This is a genomic window from uncultured Roseobacter sp. (genome assembly GCF_947492555.1).
Lineage (GTDB): Bacteria > Pseudomonadota > Alphaproteobacteria > Rhodobacterales > Rhodobacteraceae > Roseobacter.
The window spans coordinates 399,522-415,910 of the sequence record NZ_CANLNE010000002.1 but is presented as its reverse complement, the minus strand read 5'-3'; the positions used below and the strand labels follow the sequence as shown (position 1 = coordinate 415,910).

Annotated in this window: 13 protein-coding genes; 2 read left to right on the top strand and 11 right to left on the bottom strand. The window is 60.5% G+C overall.

Features of this window, described 5'->3' with window-relative positions; all coding sequences use genetic code 11:
- Positions 1-20: 20 nt before the first annotated feature.
- From hslU to regB, 11 genes are all read right to left on the bottom strand, one after another.
- A complete protein-coding gene (gene hslU, locus Q1A07_RS09065; protein WP_299779978.1) occupies positions 21-1,328 on the bottom strand; it encodes an ATP-dependent protease ATPase subunit HslU in 1,308 nt (435 codons plus the stop codon).
- The gene (locus Q1A07_RS09060; RefSeq protein ID WP_299779976.1) at positions 1,325-2,407 is read right to left on the bottom strand and encodes a hypothetical protein; all 1,083 of its coding nucleotides are present in this window, start codon (positions 2,405-2,407) and stop codon (positions 1,325-1,327) included. The genes hslU and Q1A07_RS09060 overlap by 4 nt, the downstream gene beginning before the upstream one ends.
- Positions 2,404-2,961 (bottom strand): ATP-dependent protease subunit HslV, encoded by a 558-nt coding sequence (hslV, locus tag Q1A07_RS09055; RefSeq protein ID WP_299779974.1) that lies wholly within the window; start codon positions 2,959-2,961, stop codon positions 2,404-2,406. Before hslV ends, Q1A07_RS09060 begins: the two co-directional genes overlap by 4 nt.
- 147 nt (positions 2,962-3,108) lie before the next feature.
- Complete coding sequence (gene trxA, locus Q1A07_RS09050; RefSeq protein ID WP_299779972.1) at positions 3,109-3,429, bottom strand: thioredoxin; 321 nt, start codon at positions 3,427-3,429, stop codon at positions 3,109-3,111.
- A gap of 36 nt (positions 3,430-3,465) precedes the next feature.
- A complete protein-coding gene (gene addA / locus Q1A07_RS09045; RefSeq protein ID WP_299779970.1) occupies positions 3,466-6,837 on the bottom strand; it encodes a double-strand break repair helicase AddA in 3,372 nt (1,123 codons plus the stop codon).
- Positions 6,834-9,791 (bottom strand): double-strand break repair protein AddB, encoded by a 2,958-nt coding sequence (gene addB / locus Q1A07_RS09040; protein ID WP_299779968.1) that lies wholly within the window; start codon positions 9,789-9,791, stop codon positions 6,834-6,836. Before addB ends, addA begins: the two co-directional genes overlap by 4 nt.
- Positions 9,784-10,452, bottom strand: a complete 669-nt coding sequence (locus Q1A07_RS09035) for a nucleotidyltransferase family protein (protein WP_299779966.1) — start codon at positions 10,450-10,452, stop codon at positions 9,784-9,786. Before Q1A07_RS09035 ends, addB begins: the two co-directional genes overlap by 8 nt.
- Complete coding sequence (locus tag Q1A07_RS09030; protein ID WP_299779964.1) at positions 10,452-11,474, bottom strand: phosphotransferase; 1,023 nt, start codon at positions 11,472-11,474, stop codon at positions 10,452-10,454. Before Q1A07_RS09030 ends, Q1A07_RS09035 begins: the two co-directional genes overlap by 1 nt.
- Complete coding sequence (gene tsaE, locus Q1A07_RS09025) at positions 11,471-11,944, bottom strand: tRNA (adenosine(37)-N6)-threonylcarbamoyltransferase complex ATPase subunit type 1 TsaE (protein ID WP_299779962.1); 474 nt, start codon at positions 11,942-11,944, stop codon at positions 11,471-11,473. The genes Q1A07_RS09030 and tsaE overlap by 4 nt, the downstream gene beginning before the upstream one ends.
- Positions 11,945-11,991: 47 nt before the next feature.
- On the bottom strand, positions 11,992-13,542 hold the full coding sequence (locus tag Q1A07_RS09020) for a PAS-domain containing protein (RefSeq protein WP_299779960.1): 1,551 nt from the start codon (positions 13,540-13,542) through the stop codon (positions 11,992-11,994).
- A gap of 83 nt (positions 13,543-13,625) precedes the next feature.
- The gene (gene regB / locus Q1A07_RS09015; RefSeq protein ID WP_299779958.1) at positions 13,626-15,014 is read right to left on the bottom strand and encodes a sensor histidine kinase RegB; all 1,389 of its coding nucleotides are present in this window, start codon (positions 15,012-15,014) and stop codon (positions 13,626-13,628) included.
- A 100-nt stretch (positions 15,015-15,114) separates the two neighbouring features.
- Here regB and Q1A07_RS09010 point away from each other — a divergent pair, with 100 nt between their 5' ends.
- Together Q1A07_RS09010 and Q1A07_RS09005 are read left to right on the top strand one after the other, a co-directional pair.
- Positions 15,115-15,732 (top strand): SCO family protein, encoded by a 618-nt coding sequence (locus tag Q1A07_RS09010; protein ID WP_299779956.1) that lies wholly within the window; start codon positions 15,115-15,117, stop codon positions 15,730-15,732.
- A gap of 84 nt (positions 15,733-15,816) precedes the next feature.
- Positions 15,817-16,371 carry an ActR/PrrA/RegA family redox response regulator transcription factor gene (locus Q1A07_RS09005; protein WP_195821055.1) on the top strand — a complete coding sequence of 185 codons (555 nt, stop codon included), beginning with the start codon at positions 15,817-15,819 and terminating at the stop codon, positions 16,369-16,371.
- The last annotated feature ends 18 nt before the right edge of the window (positions 16,372-16,389 follow it).

Sequence of the window (16,389 nt, the reverse complement as noted above, 5' to 3'; positions counted from 1 at the left end):
GTTCGCCGGGAAGGGAAGACTTAAAGCACGTAGCGGCTGATATCCGTGGATTTCGTGAGCGCGCCGAGGTTCTTGTCGACAAATGCCGCATCCACGACAACTTCGTCACCCGCGCGGTCGGGGGCGTTGAACGACAGCTCCTCGAACACCCGTTCCATCACGGTGTAAAGCCGCCGCGCGCCGATGTTTTCCACGGACTGGTTCACATCCGCCGCGATTTTCGCGAGGGCTGCGATGCCTTCCGGCTCAAATCTGACGGTGACCTGTTCGGTGCCCATGAGGGCGGTGTACTGCAAGGTCAGCGCATTGTCGGTCTCCGTCAGGATGCGCACGAAATCCTCCTCCGTCAGGGCGCGCAATTCCACGCGGATCGGCAGGCGGCCCTGAAGTTCTGGCAGGAGGTCGGAAGGTTTGGCGATGTGAAAGGCACCCGAGGCGATGAACAGCACGTGGTCGGTTTTCACCGGCCCGTGTTTGGTGCTGACGGTGGTGCCTTCGATCAACGGCAGCAGATCGCGCTGCACGCCTTCGCGGCTGACGTCGCCGCCGCGCGCATCCGACCGGGCACAGACCTTGTCGATCTCGTCCAGAAATACGATGCCGTTCTGTTCCACCGCGTCGATGGCCGCCTTGGTCACGGTTTCATCATCCAGCAGCTTGTCCGCTTCCTCGCCGATCAGCACGTCATAGCTTTCGGCCACGGACAGCCGTTTGCGTGTCGTGCGACCACCCATCGCCTTGCCGAAAATATCACCCAGGTTCATCATGCCCATACCGCCACCCGGCTGGCCGGGAATATCCATCATCGGGAAGGGGTTGGAGGTATCGGCCACGTCGAGATCGATCATCTCACCGTCTAACTCCCCCGCTTTCAGCTTCTTGCGGAACATCTCGCGGGTGCCTTCGCGCGCATCGGCACCGGCAATAGCATCAATCACCCGCTCCTCGGCGGCGTGGCGGGCATTGGCCTTCACGTCCTCGCGCATGTAGTCGCGGGTCATGGCAATGGCGCTGTCCACCAGATCGCGGATAATCTGCTCCACATCCCGCCCGACATAGCCCACCTCTGTGAACTTCGTCGCCTCGACCTTCAGGAACGGCGCGCGGGCCAGTTTCGCCAACCGGCGGCTGATCTCGGTTTTACCGACACCGGTGGGCCCGATCATCAGGATATTCTTGGGGTAAACCTCGTCGCGCAAATCATCGGCCAGCTGCTTGCGCCGCCAGCGGTTGCGCAGCGCCACGGCGACCGCGCGTTTGGCGTCTTTCTGCCCGATGATAAAGCGATCAAGCTCTGAAACGATCTCGCGGGGGGTCAGGTCAGTCATTGGAAAACCTTTGTCACATGTGAAGGAGGCAACCGATGCAGCGGGATGAAGCCGGGCATCAGGGCCAGCAGACGGGCGCGGATCGCTTCCCAGCGCGCGCCGAGGAAAAGCAGAACCACACCAAGGAAGAAGACGGTATAGACGGCGCCGTCGCCTTCGAAAATGGTTGTTGTGAGGATCACCGTGTAGCCGATGGCGGCAATCAGGAAAGACCGGCGGTCGATAATGATGGCGACCAGCGCAAAGAGCATCAGCACGCCGATCAGCGTGGTGTCGGCCCAGCTGCCCTCGCGATCAAGCAGGGTGAGGGCCAGCGTGTTCACCAAGGCGGGGGCGGCCACCACATGCAGCCAGAACCCGTTTGCCGCGCGCCGCGTGACCCGGTGCGGATCGGACATGTCGAACATCATCGCGATGGCAAAAACGACAAGGCCCAGGGCCAGCGTAATCCATGCGAAAGGCCCCCCGGCGGAGAGCAGGAAAAGCTCTTCAATCGACTGGGGCGAACCGCTGCTGTTCCCTGCGATCAGAAGGGCGACCCCGAACGCCGCAAGTGCGATGAGCGCCAGCGCAAAGGGGACGCGGAAGCGGAACCAGTAGATGAACAGTGCGATGGTTGCGAGGGCAAAGGGCAGTGGCAGGCTGCTGTTATCGCCTTGTGCCACCATCAGAATTTCTGAAAAGGCCCCCGCCAGCCCATAGGCCGCGTTGATGGCAAAGAGAATGGCGAGCGCGATGGCCGGGGCGACCATGCGGCGGCGGCGGATGAAGTATTCCGACAGCAACCAAAGCACGACGGCGGCTGCAAGGCTGGAGGTGATCAGTGTCTGCCGCACGCCCAGCGGATCATTGGCAATCCCGAAGGTGACAATACCGATCCAGCCGAATGCGAGGATGACCATGCCGACCACGATGAAAATCTCGTTGAACCCTTTGAAGAGTTCAAAAGGTTCGTCCCCCGGCGCGAGGTTTTCGCGCGCACCACTGCGACTGTGCGCAAGGCTCATGAGGGCAGCAGCCTGCGCTTCGGTCACGATTCCCGCGCTGACGGACGCCCGGAGATCGTCCTTGTCGATCATGCGCTGATTTTCTCCACGGTCAGATTGCCGTTGGTGTAGACACAGATGTCCGCAGCGATGGCCATGGCGTCGCGCGCGACGTCTTCGGCGGATCGGTCGCTGTCCATCAGCCCGCGTGCGGCGGCGAGCGCAAAGTTTCCACCCGACCCGATGGCCGCGACATCATGTTCCGGTTCCAGCACGTCACCCGCACCGGTGATGACAAAGATATCCTTGCCATCGGAAACGATCAGCATCGCCTCAAGCTTTTGCAGGTATTTGTCCGTGCGCCAATCCTTGGCCAGATCGACGCTGGCACGCGCCAGTTGACCGGGCGTCGCTTCCAGTTTGGCCTCCAACCGTTCCAGCAGCGTGAAGGCATCCGCGGTGGACCCGGCGAACCCGGCCACAACATCAAACCCGCCGGGGCTCAGCCTGCGCACCTTGCGCGCCGTGCCCTTGATCACCGTCTGCCCGAGAGAGACCTGACCGTCACCGGCAATCACAACCTCACCGGCCTTTTTCACCCCGATGATCGTGGTCCCATGCCATCCGGGGAAATCGTCCTGTGCCATTCTGGTCTCCTTCTGCGTGGTGCTCTATATGGCCTGCGCTTTTGGGGGGTACAAGGGCGCGCAAAAGCGCATGGGCGGAATGCCGGGCATTAAAAAAAGGGCGCCCGACCCGGACGCCCATCTCATCTGCAAATAATTGACCGGCGGTCAGAGGGAGTCTTCGATCCAGCTTTGCAGCGCGGCTTTCGGCTTGGCGCCCGCCATGTTGGAAATGACCTGACCGTCCTTGAAGATAAACAGCGCCGGGATGCCACGTACACCCATCTGCGCGGGTGAATTCGGGTTCTCGTCGACGTTGACCTTCACGATCTTCACCTTGCCGTTCATCTCGTCCGACAGCTCTTCGAGCGAGGGGCCGATCTGCTTGCAGGGGCCGCACCATTCCGCCCAGAAATCGACAACCACGGGGATGTCGGAATTCTTGACCTCGGAGTCGAATGTATCGTCTGTTACAGCAAGGGTGGCCATGGTGCTCTCCTGACAGGCTATGCTTGGAGGATGAACCTATGTAGCCCTCGGTCCGAGGTCAAGATGTTGCGGGCTTTCTAACACCTGCGTCACGATTTCGTGCGGCAGATGCATCAGGGTGCAGGTTTTTGTCCACAGAATCGCCGTTTCTATGCGCTTGTCGGGATAGATGTGTCGCAGTCCTTCGGCATAAGCGGCCATTTGGCGCAGCAGGCCCAGCGGACAGCTGTCCGCCGTTGCTGGCACGACGCGGTTGGTTTTGAAATCCACTGCCAGAATCGCATCGTCGGACACGATTAGCCGGTCGATGATTCCATACATGCGGGCCTGTTTTAACGGCGCGGAAACAGGCACCTCCGCCAAGGTTGTGGGGGCAAAGAGATGGCGCAGCGCCGGAGCCTCCAACACGGCTTGCGCTTCGGCCAAAGCTTCGGCGTCCTCCGGCTGTCCGGTGGACAAGGTTGCGGCCACCGCGGGCCATGCCGACGCCTCCACATGGGCGAGATGTTCAAGATAGAGATGCACGAGGCTGCCGTAGGCTTTGGCGGCGTCTTCATCGCGCCCCTGCTCGCCTGCAAGTGCCTTTGGGCCACCGAGATCGGAGGGCGAGAGCGTTTCAACCGGGTCGGACTGGGGTGGTGCCTTGCGATAAAAAAACGGATCGAGCGTTGCGCTGGGCGGCGTCGGTCTCTCGGTTTGAACCATTTGCAGCGCATCCCACGATCCTTGGCTGTGCCGCTTGATGGTCAGGCCCTGAAATGCGATTTCCTCCGTTGGCATTTGGTCAAGCGCCGCATCCACGATCTGATAAAGACTGTCATTTTTCCGTGAAAGCTCCCCGGCAGCTGCAACGATCAGCCACTTTTCTGCCCGTGTCAGAGCCACATACAAAAGCCGCAGACGCTCTTCGAACTGCGCATTTTTGAGCGTGGTCACTTCCTCCGCCATGATCTGCGGCATCTCGGCGGCATTGGTTTTCCAAACCGGGTGGTCCCCGATTTTCAGGATGTCATCCTTGATCTGTATGTCGCGCTTGCCGGTGTCGGGCAGGATCACGATGGGCGCTTCCAGCCCTTTGGCGCCATGGATCGTCATCACCCTGATCTGGTCCGAGGCACTGTCGATCTGGCGTTTGATTTCCAGATCGTCGGTGTCCATCCAGACCAGAAACCCGGTGAGACTGGGGATCGCGTTGCGTTCATAAGACAGCGCCTGCGAGAGCAGTGCGTTGATCCCATCCTCCGCCTCGCGTCCCAACCGGGCAAGCAACTGCCGCCGCCCGCTGTGCCGTGTCAGCACCCGTTCGATCAGGTCATAGGGGCGCAGGAAATCCACATTGGCGCGCAGATCGTTCAGGATGCCCAGTGTTTCGGGATAGGCATCGGGCTTGCTGCGCAGGGTCTGCCAGAGATGGTCTTCGCTGCGACCATGGGCGAGATCGAACAGCTCTTTCTCTGTCCAACCGAACAGCGGGGATCGCAGCGCCGTGGCGAGCGACAGGCTGTCTTCGGCCACGGCCAGAAAGGAGAGCAGCGCAGCCAGGTCACGCACCGCCAATTCGCCGCCAACCTTCAACCGGTCGGCACCTGCAATGGGCAGGTCGTGATTTTTGCAGGCGCGGATGATCTCGGCAAAAAGATCGGACCGGCGTTGCACCAGAATGAGAAAATCACCGGGCTGAACCGGCCGTCTGGCATGACCACCGTCCACATCGACGGGGATGGTTTGGCCGGTGTCGATCATCTGCTTGATCTGATCTGCAACCTGATTGGCCAGGATCATGGTGTGATGGCGGGCGCCGCGACGGTCCAGCGGTTCGTACCACAGGCGGTCATCCGCATCGTCCTGCTTTTCGATCACTGGCCAGATGTCTACGCGCCCGGGCAAGGCATCCTTGAAGGCGATATGGCGGGCATCTTCGGTGAAGCCGGCTTCTTCGCGATGCTCAAAGGCGGCATCGACCACCCCGAGCACGGCAGCAGAGGATCGGAAGGAATATCCCAATGTCAGGCTCTGAAACCGCTGATCCGCCGCCTCCATCTTGGATTTAAACTCCGCGTGCATCCGGTCGAATTCCCGCGGGTCGGCACCCTGAAACGAATAGATCGACTGTTTTTTGTCACCCACCACAAAAAGCGTGCGCGCGACGTCTTTGCGCGCGCCTTCGCCGCTGGTGAATTCAGCGGCCAGTTTGCGGATCACATCCCATTGCGTGGGGCTGGTGTCCTGCGCCTCGTCTACAAGAATGTGGTCAATGCCGCCGTCGATCCGGAACAGCACCCAGGCGGCAACGGCGGGGTCGTTCAGCAGGTCGCGCGCCTTGAAAATCAGGTCGTCGAAGTCGAGCCATCCGCGCAGCAGTTTGCGTTCCTCGTAATGCGCGATGAACCGGGTGGCGAAATCTCGGAGGGCCTGCGTTTTCCGCGCCGCGTTCAAGGCAAGGCGCGCTTCCCGCGCGGTCTCCACACGATCCATGAAGGCATTGAGCGCTGGCATGTGATCACTCAACACGCTCTGTGTCGGTTTGGTTGGCAAGCTTCCGATTTTCGCGGTGAAGGGGGATTTCGCCGTGGCACCGGTCAAAAAGACCCCTTCGAGCCCCGGCAACGCGTCAAAGCCCAACGACCCCAGCGCTGCGAGTTTTTCTGCTGCCTTTCCGTCATTCCCGCCCTTCTCCCGCATGGCTGGCAGGATCGCGGCGATCAGATCATCCTCGCCACCAAGAAAGACATCCTGCGCAATCTGCCCCTCTGACAGCGTCGCTGGTTGTTCAAGTACTGCAAGGATTTCAGGCCATGTCAGGGGTTGGGACAGCAGTTCGCGATGCTGGACAATGGCGCGGGTCAGTTTGGAAAAATCTTCGCCCGTGTAGTGCCGTGCGATGCCGTCAATCAGGCTGCTGTCTGCCCCTTCAGCCATTTGGTCCACAATCTCGGCGCGCAGCAGATCGGCGGCGCGGTCTTCGATTTCGGTGAATTGCGGGCTGACCCGCGCCTCCAGCGGAAAGCGGCGCAGAAGCGAGGCGCAAAAGGAGTGGATCGTCTGGATTTTCAACCCGCCCGGCGTTTCGATCGCGCGGGCGAAGAGCGTGCGGGCATCCCGCAACCGGGCGCTATCGATCGCCCCTTCGATACCGAGGTCGCGCAGCGCGGCATGCAGCGCTGGTTCGGGCAGCATCGCCCAGGCCCCAAGCCGTTTGAACAGCCGATTCTGCATCTCGGAGGCGGCGGCCTTGGTGTACGTCAGACAGAGGATGTGTTGCGGTTCCACCCCATCCAGTAACAACCGCGCCACCCTGTCGGTCAGTACGCGCGTCTTGCCGGACCCGGCGTTGGCGGCCAGCCAGGTGGAAGCGTCAGGTCGCGCGGCGCGCACCTGTGCTTCTGTGGCATCGTCCCGCCGGGTCATGACAGATCCTCCGGCGCGGGGTCGTCCGTCGCGTCCCATTCACCGAAACGGGCGAGCTGGTCATAGTCACCTTCGATTTTGTCCTGCAGCATCATGCGGCGGGAAGTGAACCCCTGCCCGGGGTCAAGATAAGCGTCGATCAACGCGCGCAGATTTCCCAGTGTTTCTCTGGGGGGTTCGGTCTCCAGCGGGGCCAATACCTCTTCCGGATGTGCGCCTAACCCGATGAAAATCGCCGATGCGACCGAGGAAGCACCCAGCGTGGCAAATGCCCCTTCTTCGATCATCGCCGCTTCGATCAGCAGTTGTTTGTCAAAGGTCGCCTGCTGTTTCGCTGTGGGTGGCTTGCCGGTCTTGTAGTCGTAGATCAGGACATCACCATCCTCGGTCCGGTCGATCCTGTCGGCGCGGGCGCTGAGGGTGAACCCGATGTCGGGCCAGACCAGTTGTCCTTTGGCTTGCGCCTCGAAGGCGACAGGCGTCGAGTAGCTTTGCCGCAGTTGTTCTCGTGCCACAAACCAATCGGCGATCTTTTCGATCCGGGCGAGCCACATGGCGCGTGCAGCAGGCCACGGCACCTCCGTTGTCATCACCCGACGTGCCACCGCCATCAGGTGATCGGCGCAGAGCAGTGCGCGGTCTTGCAACGTGTCCTGTACAAAACCCTCCATGATCTCATGCGCCAGGGTGCCGCGCATCAGCGCATCGGGGCTTTGCACCAGCGGCCCGAGGCGCGAGAGTTTCAGGACATGTCGCGCGTAAATTGCATAGGGATCGCGGATCAGGCGTTTGATTTCGGTGATCGACAGGGCACGCGGTCGGGCCTCCAGGGGTGGTTTCGGAGAGGGCCGTTTTGCCGGGTCCGCGGGGTCAACACGTTCAAAACAGGCGGCGCGGGCGAGCCAGAGATCACCGCGCGCCAGCATATCGGCCAAGGCTTGTGGCCCACCCTGATCGCGCAGCCCGTCCAGCAGGTTACGCAACCGGTTCAGCCAGCGCGACGTGACGGTTTCCGCGTCATCGGAGCGAATGGCGCGGGTGAGCCAGACCTCCTTGGCGCCGATGGCCTGCTGGTAATCATGCGCGGACAGTCCAATGCGTCGTTCCGGCAGCAACAGCCCGGCCTGATGTCGCAGCGCGCGATTGAGCCACGGGTCCGGCGCGGGTGCTTCGGGCCATGTGCCATCGTTGAGACCGGCGAGGATGACAAGATCGGCCCCCTGTACCCGCGCCTCAAGCGTGCCCCAGATCATGATGTCAGGATGCGGGGCGTCGCGGTCGCGGATCTCTTCCCCCGACAAAAGCGCGCCGATCAAATCGCCGTAGTCGGCCGCCGTCATGGTGGTGCCGTATTCAGCCTGTGACGCAACATTTTGCATCACTTGCAGGGCTTTTTGTCCGGCTTTCTTTTGCCACAGCTCGCCGGGATCTGTGTAGCCAAGACCTGCGGAAATAGTCTCTGACAAGGTAATATGGTTATTTACCCAAGTGGCAAGTGGACGTACCTCGGACGTCATATGCCCGGCAAAGGTCTGGCCCACCCACTGTGCCCAATCCTGCAGCGCTGCCTGATCTTCCGCTTTGGCCACCGACTTTTCCAGCAGACGCAGGATGCCTGCGGGGTCGGGATAGGGCAGCCCGTGTTTCCGGATGCACAGCTCCAACCGTTGCGTGTTGAGTACATGCGGGCCGCGCGCGCCGCCGCTGTGTGTCAGCGGGTGCTTCAAAAGTGTCAGCAGTGACTCGGTGTCCAGACGGCGGGTAAAAAGGTTGGCCACGTGGCGCAGGAAGCGCCCGGGCGGGGAGAGGTGCAGCGGCGTGCCCGCTGAATCGTCGGGCAGGATGTCCCACTGATCCAACGCCGCCGTCACTTGCCGGGTCAGCACCCTGTCGGGCGTGATCAAAGCGGCGGTTTCCCCGACCTCGGCGGCCTGACGGAGCCGTAACGCGATGGCCAGCGCCTCGTCCCGGGGGCTGGGCGCGTCCAGCAGTGTCACATCTGCCGTGGCTTCGGCGATATTGGTCAGCTTTGCACCTTCGGTCAGCCAGGCATCTGTCACGGGCGCGGGCCGCAGGGACAAAGACACCAGCGCATTCCGCGCAGGCGACGGTGCGGGTGCATCATGCCAGTGCGTGACATCAGAGGGGGTCACCGCCATCTCCGTCATCATTTTGTGAAAACGGTATTGCGGGTGATCTTCCGACGCCATGGCGTTGCCCAGCTGTGCCCAGACGCTAAGCGGCATGTCAAAGTCGAACCCCGGCAGGATCAGCGCGCCCTGCGGCAGCTTTGCCACCGCCTGCATCAACAACATCGTGGTGCCCCGCGACCCGGTGGAGCCCGCGATCAGCACCGGATCACCCGGTGGCTGACGCTGCCATTTATCGGCCAGTGCGGTCACAAGCAGACGCTGGCGTGCTTCCTGATCTGGTGCCGTGTCGGTTTGATCCAGATAGGCCTGCGCAATCTGAATGAACTGCTGTGCCCGTTGCCAGTGTCCGGATTGATCGGTCACGTCCAGATCAGCGATGGTTTGAGCTGTTACGCCTTCGCCCTGCATTTCGTCTATGAGGCTGGCGAGGCTGTCGGTGAGATCATAGAGAGAGGATTGAGGCGCGAGGTCCTTTTGCTGCGCAATGAGGCGCGAAACCAATGCGATCAGTTCCAGCCTGCGCCGCAACGGCGAGACGGGGGGCGGCAGCGCCAGACTTGGATCAATCAGATCAAGATCGGTGATCAACCTGATCTTTGGCAACAACATCGCGGGTTGAGTATCAAAGAGATCACGCAATCTGCGTTGCATCCGGCGTGTGTTCACGATCAGCTGCACACGTGCCATGGCCTCGGGTGGCTGACCAGACATCCGCGCAACCAATCCTTCAACCAAGGCGCGCGGAAAATCTACACCCGGCGAAATGCCGAAAAGCCTTTTGTTAGAGCCGTTTTCAAACATCGGATCGGACCAGTAAGGCTTCGGCAATGTCGATGCCGCCGGGGTGGCCGACGTCGCACCAATGTCCCGGGTAGCTGATCCCGAAAAGCCGGTTTTGCGCGGACATCAAATCCCACAGGATGTTCAGCGAAAAACTGGTGGCGTCAATTTCCTGCAACCTGTCGGTCTTGATGATCTGCGCGCCGCTGTAGACGTGACCGTGGCCCCGGTGCAGCCTGCCGTTCTGGTCGATTTCGAAATCGCCCTGCCCCGAATAGGCGTGTGTCTGCGTAACCGGGATACACATCAAAAGCGCATCCATTTCCTCCGGTTGCCATGCGTCCCGGAGCAACGCCAGCGGGCTGGGGCCTTTCCAGATGGAATCGCTGTTCAGGGTGAAAACCGGACCCCGCCCCAGATGCGATATCGCGTTGCGCAATCCGCCGCCTGTATCGAGGATTTCGGGGTGCTCAAGTACAGTAATGACCTCCCGCGCGGCCAAGTGTTCTGCCAGTTTTGCAGGTTTGTAATGCAGGTTGGCAACAATCCGGTCCAGCGGCACGCCAACCGTCTGGTCCAGCGCATGATCGATCAGCGGTCGACCCGCCACCGGGATCATCGGTTTCGGCAGCGCGTCGGTCAGTGGCCGCATGCGCGTGCCAAACCCGGCTGCGAACAGCATTACTGATCCGGGAACGTCGCGCATTTCGATCTCAAAAGGCTCAGGGCCTCCGGGGTTGGAGGCGACAGGGATTGGTGGATGTGCTCGGCGACATCTGCAAGGGCCGGGTGGCGCAGATTTGTCTGAACGTGGCCCCATACGCGCGGGATCAGGTCAATGTAATGTGCCTTGCCGTAACGCAGACAGAGCCTTGCAAAAACCCCCAGAATGCGCAGATTGCGCTGGGCCCCAAGGACCGCGTAGGCGGTCGTAAACGCGGTGTGGTCTTGCGGGCTCTGCTCCAGGAAATGGGCGATCATGTGCTCTTCCAGCTCAGGCGATACGTCCCGACGGGCGTCTTGCAAGAGCGAGACCAGATCATAGGCCGTGTGCCCAAGTACTGCGTCCTGAAAATCCAGCAACCCCACCCGCGCCAACCCTTCCCGGTCGGGCAGCCAGAGCAGGTTTTCCGCATGATAGTCTCGTTGAATGAGTACTTTGGGCTGCGCGTCGAGCGGTGCGAGATGTCTTAGAAACAGTTCTGAAAACGCCGCGCGCGCGTTTTTGTCTATCTCTCCGGCTATGCCGAACTGGTACCAGTCAAAGGCTGGCGCGGTGAGGGAGGCGAGTGTTGCGGCGTCATAAGAGGCCAGTGCCGGGGGCGGCGCACGGTGCAGATGAACCAACGCATCAATGGCCGTTTCATAAAGTGTTTCTTCGCGGTGTGGCTCCTGTTCCAGAATGCGGGCAAACAGGTCATCTCCCAGATCTTCCAGCAGCAGGAACCCCAGCTTGTCGTCCTGGGCATAGATACGCGGCGCGCTGAGCCCGATGCCTGCGAGATAGGCGGCAATGCGCACAAAAGGGCGTATGTCATTGCCCTTCGCAGGCGGTGCGTCCATCAAAACTGCGCGCATGCCATCTGGCTGTACGAGCCGGTCATAGCGTCTCGTGGACGCATCCCCGGCCAGCGGTGTGATCCTCGCGGCCCCCAACCCTGCCCGTTCGACAAAAGCCTGAAGGTCCTGATCGCGCGCCGTCATAGCGCCCAGGCCTTCATTTTCTCCGTCCACCGCGGATTCAGCCAATCGGCGCAGAGCATGCGGCTGTCTTCCGACGCGCCGTCCTTCAGCCAGATGTTCAGCGCATTTTCCGGGCGCAGTTCGCCCAGCCTGTCGGGCCACTCTACGAGGCAGATCGCGGTCTCAAAAGCCTCTCCCAGACCCAGCTCCTCGATCTCGCCCACGGTGCCGATGCGGTAGAGATCGGCATGCCAAAGGGGGCCGATGGTGGTGTCATAGGTCTGCACGAGGGTGAACGTGGGAGAGGGAATATCTTCGGGCGCGATCAGCACGGAGCGGATCAGGTGCCGCGCGAAATGGGTTTTGCCAGCGCCCACGGGGCCGTTCAGCAAAACGGTATCCCCCGGTTCGAGCATGGGTCCGAGTGCCGCTGCCGCCAAAGCGGTCGCATCGCTGGTGTCAAACTGATGGGAAATCTGGTTGGCGGTCATGCCCCATGCTTACCGCGCGCAGGGTTGGCTGCAAGGGGTAAGAGGGTTCAGGCAGACGGGCGGTTGAGCTTTGTCCGTGCTGACTTGGCTTTCGTTGCACCGGTCGGGATGAAACGGATCACCGTTGCCCCGGACGCAATACGTGACACAGTGCACGAAAGAGCGGTACCGTCGCTGAGCTTTGCCGGCATATCCCAGGTGGTACGATCGCCATAGCCGCGGACAAAATCCGTCAACGCAGGCCAGCGCGTGCCCGGTTTGCATAGGCGTTTCCATTCATGCACGGAATCCGCGATGGTCACATCGGCAAAGGAATTGTCCGGATCGAGCCCCCAAAGCTCCCGGTAGGCAATGTTGCAGAAGGTCAGAACGCCGGTGGAGGAGAAGACGACCAATGCTTCATCGAATGTGTCCATCAGAGACTGTCCAAGCTCCAGCTCTGCTCGGAAGTTCCTTGTTAGAGACACTTCAGCGCTAATATCTTCGATTAGAAAGGCGATGGCCCCGTCGGGATGTGGTCGCCCGCGGACCCGGTAGGTCTGCCCGGTCTCCAGGGTCCATGTCTCCTGGTACCGACCGTCCGTAGCGGCGGCGATTACTTCTGAGATCTCCTGGCGCCAGGAATGATAATTCTTGGGCTCCGGCATCCGACGGTTTTCGCGCATCCGGTCGAAGAATGACAAAAGCGTCGGGCGCCCGCTCAGGAAATCGGCGGGCAGGTCGGTCAGATCAATCAGGGCCGGGTTGAAGAGGGCCAGCTGTCCGTTTCGGTCAAAAATGGCCAGGCCAATGGAGAGTTGTGCAAAGGTCTTTGCCAGGGTCTGTACGAAATTGCGCTGGGCGACTTCCGATTTCACCACCGCATTCACATCCACCGCGTGGAATATCGTGATGTCACCGACGGTGACCGCATTCACGTCGTACCAGTCTTTCCTGCCATCCGCCTTGGATTGGGTAGACACGCGCTGCCGACCAGTGCTCTCGTTTGCGGCATCAGAAACCTCGAAAACGGGTTTGGTTGTTTGGGGGGCCGTGTTGTGTAACCGGTTGTACAGATCTTCGTAAGCCGCATTGTGCCATGTAACCTTGCCCATCTGGTCCACCTGCCAGACCGCGTGCGGTGTGGTATCGCTGGCCCGCCGCAAATCGGCGAGCTCCCGGTGCAGCGCGCGCAGTTTTTGCGACTGTGCGGCGTTGATCATCCGGTCATCGTCCATATGAATCTGGGTGAACTGCCCACGGTGTGTGAGTTTCAGGGTCGCCGTGTCCTCGGCATGCCGCGCCGGCACTGTTACGGACCCAGGTTGGTTTGACATTGGATGTTCGGGCAGGCTGGGAAACCGGTTCAGCATGCGTTCACGCCAGGATTGCCAGTCATCCTGGCCAGGGATCAACCGATAGAGTTGTTGCGCAGTTTCAGATGCATGATGCAGGTCTTCCCGGTCGAAGAGGAAAGAGATACCGTCCGGACGGCTTTCGCGCGTCATGTCGGGTGACGGGCTCGCCGACGTGGGACCCGGTCGCATGATCCAGAATAATGCGGCACCTGTGCTGAGCCCGGCAGCAGCGACGATGGCCGCTATGTCCCAAAAAGGCATGAGCCGAACAATCCCTGTTTCAGATGAAGACAGGTTTACTATTCCTTGGCGTTAGTTAACGGCTGGTTAATTTCCCGAACGGCTCAGACGGCGAACTGGCGGTTTTCCCCGAATTGGCGGGCTTGGTCGCGGTCATGGGCATCTATGCGCTGTCGCTCCCATGTCACATGCACGATAGCGCCCAGATCGGTGCGTTTGCCCTCTTCCACCGCAACAGGATCGCGGCCATTGGCAAAGCGGAGTTCCGCGCCAGACCGTTCAAGAAGGGTTTTCGCGATAAACAGACCCAGCCCCATGCCTTCGTACCCTGGCCGCAGGCCGCTACTGGCCGTGTTGCGCCGACGGCGCATGAATGGATCACCGATCCGCCCCAAAAGCTGTGGCGGAAAGCCGCACCCGTCGTCCATGATGCGCAGGGAAATGCTGTCGTCACTCCACCCGGCTTCGATCCAAATGTCCGTTTCCGCGAAATCGACGGCGTTCTGGATAAGGTTCCGCAAACCGTGGATGATTTCCGGTTTGCGCAGGATGGAGGGTTGCTCCGTGGGATCGCCCAGATGGTGGAAGTGCACAGTCTTGCCGCGCCCCATATGCGGTTCGGCGGCCTCTTCGATCACCGCCATGAGGGGTGCCTGCCGGAGATGCAGATCATCCTTTCCAGCGCGCCCCATGTCTCGCAGAATGTCGCGGCACCGATCCGCCTGCTCACGGATGAGTGCTGCGTCTTCCCGCAGGTCGGGATGATTGATCAGCTCTTCATACAATTCGCCACTGGCCAGCTTGATGGTCGCCAGTGGCGTTCCCAACTCATGCGCTGCAGCAGCAACGACGCCACCAAGATCGGTCAGTTTCTGTTCGCGCGCCAGCGCCATTTGCGTGGCCGCCAAAGCGTCCGACATCGAGTGTATTTCTGAGGTGACCCGCACGGAATAGGCGCTGATAAAGACAATTGCGATGATCAGGGCGATCCAATGGCCAAAAACGAACAGCTGCGGGATCTCCAAAATCAACCCGCTGTCGGTGCGCAGGGGCAGGTGGATTTGCGACAGGATGGACACCATCAGAATCGCAGTGCTGCCCAGAAGAACCGTTGATCTTAGGGTGAGAACAGCTGCGGAAATCGTGACGGGCCCCAGCATCAAAAGGGCAAAGGGATTATGCAGCCCACCGGTCAGGAACAACAGAATGCTGAGTTGAAGCAGGTCGAACATCACCATCAGCATGTTTTCGACTTCGCCGAGCCGTTTGTTTTCCGGGAAAATGAAGATGGCCACCAGATTGGCGATGACCGAGGCGCCGATGACCAGATAGCAGAGCCCCAGCTCCAGTTGCAGCCCGTACCAATGCTGCGCCACCGTGATCGCCGTGAGCTGGCCGCCAATGGCAAACCAGCGCAACAGGATCATGGTCCGCAGGCGTATCCAGCTGGCGCGCGTGTCCCCGCCGAGAGGTCTGACAGTGTTTTCCTGCATCCGGGCTCACCGCTTGTTGAGTTGCATAGATGTCGCAGGACGGTACGACTTCGATTTGATAGGAACACCCTAACGTTGCAAATCAGGAGAAGCGACACCCATGCGCTACATCGCCCCCCTTTCCGCTATCGCCATCTTCGGTCTTCTGGCCGGGATCTGGTTTGCCACGCAATCGCCGACGGGTGACGACGCTTATGCGCAATGCAGCGCAAGCCAGGTTGCCGGTGGTGCGGGTGCGATTGGTGGTCCGTTTGAGCTGGTGAATGCAGCTGGCGAAACCGTCACGGATCAGGATGTGATCACCGAACCCACGCTGCTGTACTTCGGCTATACCTTCTGCCCGGACGTCTGCCCGATCGACACGGCGCGGAATGCGGATGCCGTGGATATGCTCGCGGAGAAAAACATTTCCGTCACGCCGGTTTTTATCTCCATCGATCCCAAGCGCGACACTCCTGAAGTTGTCGGAGATTTCGCACAGAACCTGCATGAACGGATGATCGGCCTGACGGGTTCGCCAGAGCAGGTGAAAGCGGCGAGCGAGGCTTATCGCACGTATTACAAGGCGCATGACGGGGACGATGATTACTACCTCGTCGATCACTCGACATTCAGTTATCTGGTGCTGCCGGAAAAGGGCTTCGTCGAGTTTTTCCGGCGTGAGGCGACGGCTCAGGACATCGCGGACACAGTTGCCTGCTTTGTGGAAAACACCTGAAACCACCACACATGGTTTGACGAGTGCCCTGCACTGCCACATATTGCATAAGGATGACTGACAACCGTGCTAAGGAAAGCGCCGATGCAGGAAGCTGCTCAATTGGACCTCGGAGAAGACGCCAGTCTTTTGCTGGTGGACGACGATGAACCCTTTCTGCGTCGGCTTGCCAAGGCGATGGAGAAACGCGGTTTTTCCGTGGAGACTGCGGACTCCGTAGCGGCAGGCAAGGCGATTGCGACAGCCCGGCCCCCGGCCTACGCCGTGGTCGATTTAAGGCTCGAAGACGGAAATGGCCTCGATGTGGTCGAGGTGCTGCGTGAGAAACGTCCCGACATTCGGGTTGTCGTGTTGACGGGATATGGTGCAATTGCGACAGCCGTAGCCGCCGTGAAAATTGGTGCGACGGACTATTTGTCGAAACCAGCTGACGCGGCGGATATCGTGAACGCCTTGTTGGCACGGGGGGATGATCTACCGCCGCCGCCCGAAAATCCGATGAGCGCGGATCGCGTGCGATGGGAGCATATCCAGCGGGTGTTTGAACTCTGTGACCGCAATGTCAGTGAAACCGCACGACGCCTGAACATGCACCGCAGAACGCTGCAGCGCATACTGGCAAAGCGCTCGCCCAGATAATGCCGACAGAGGGGTGGC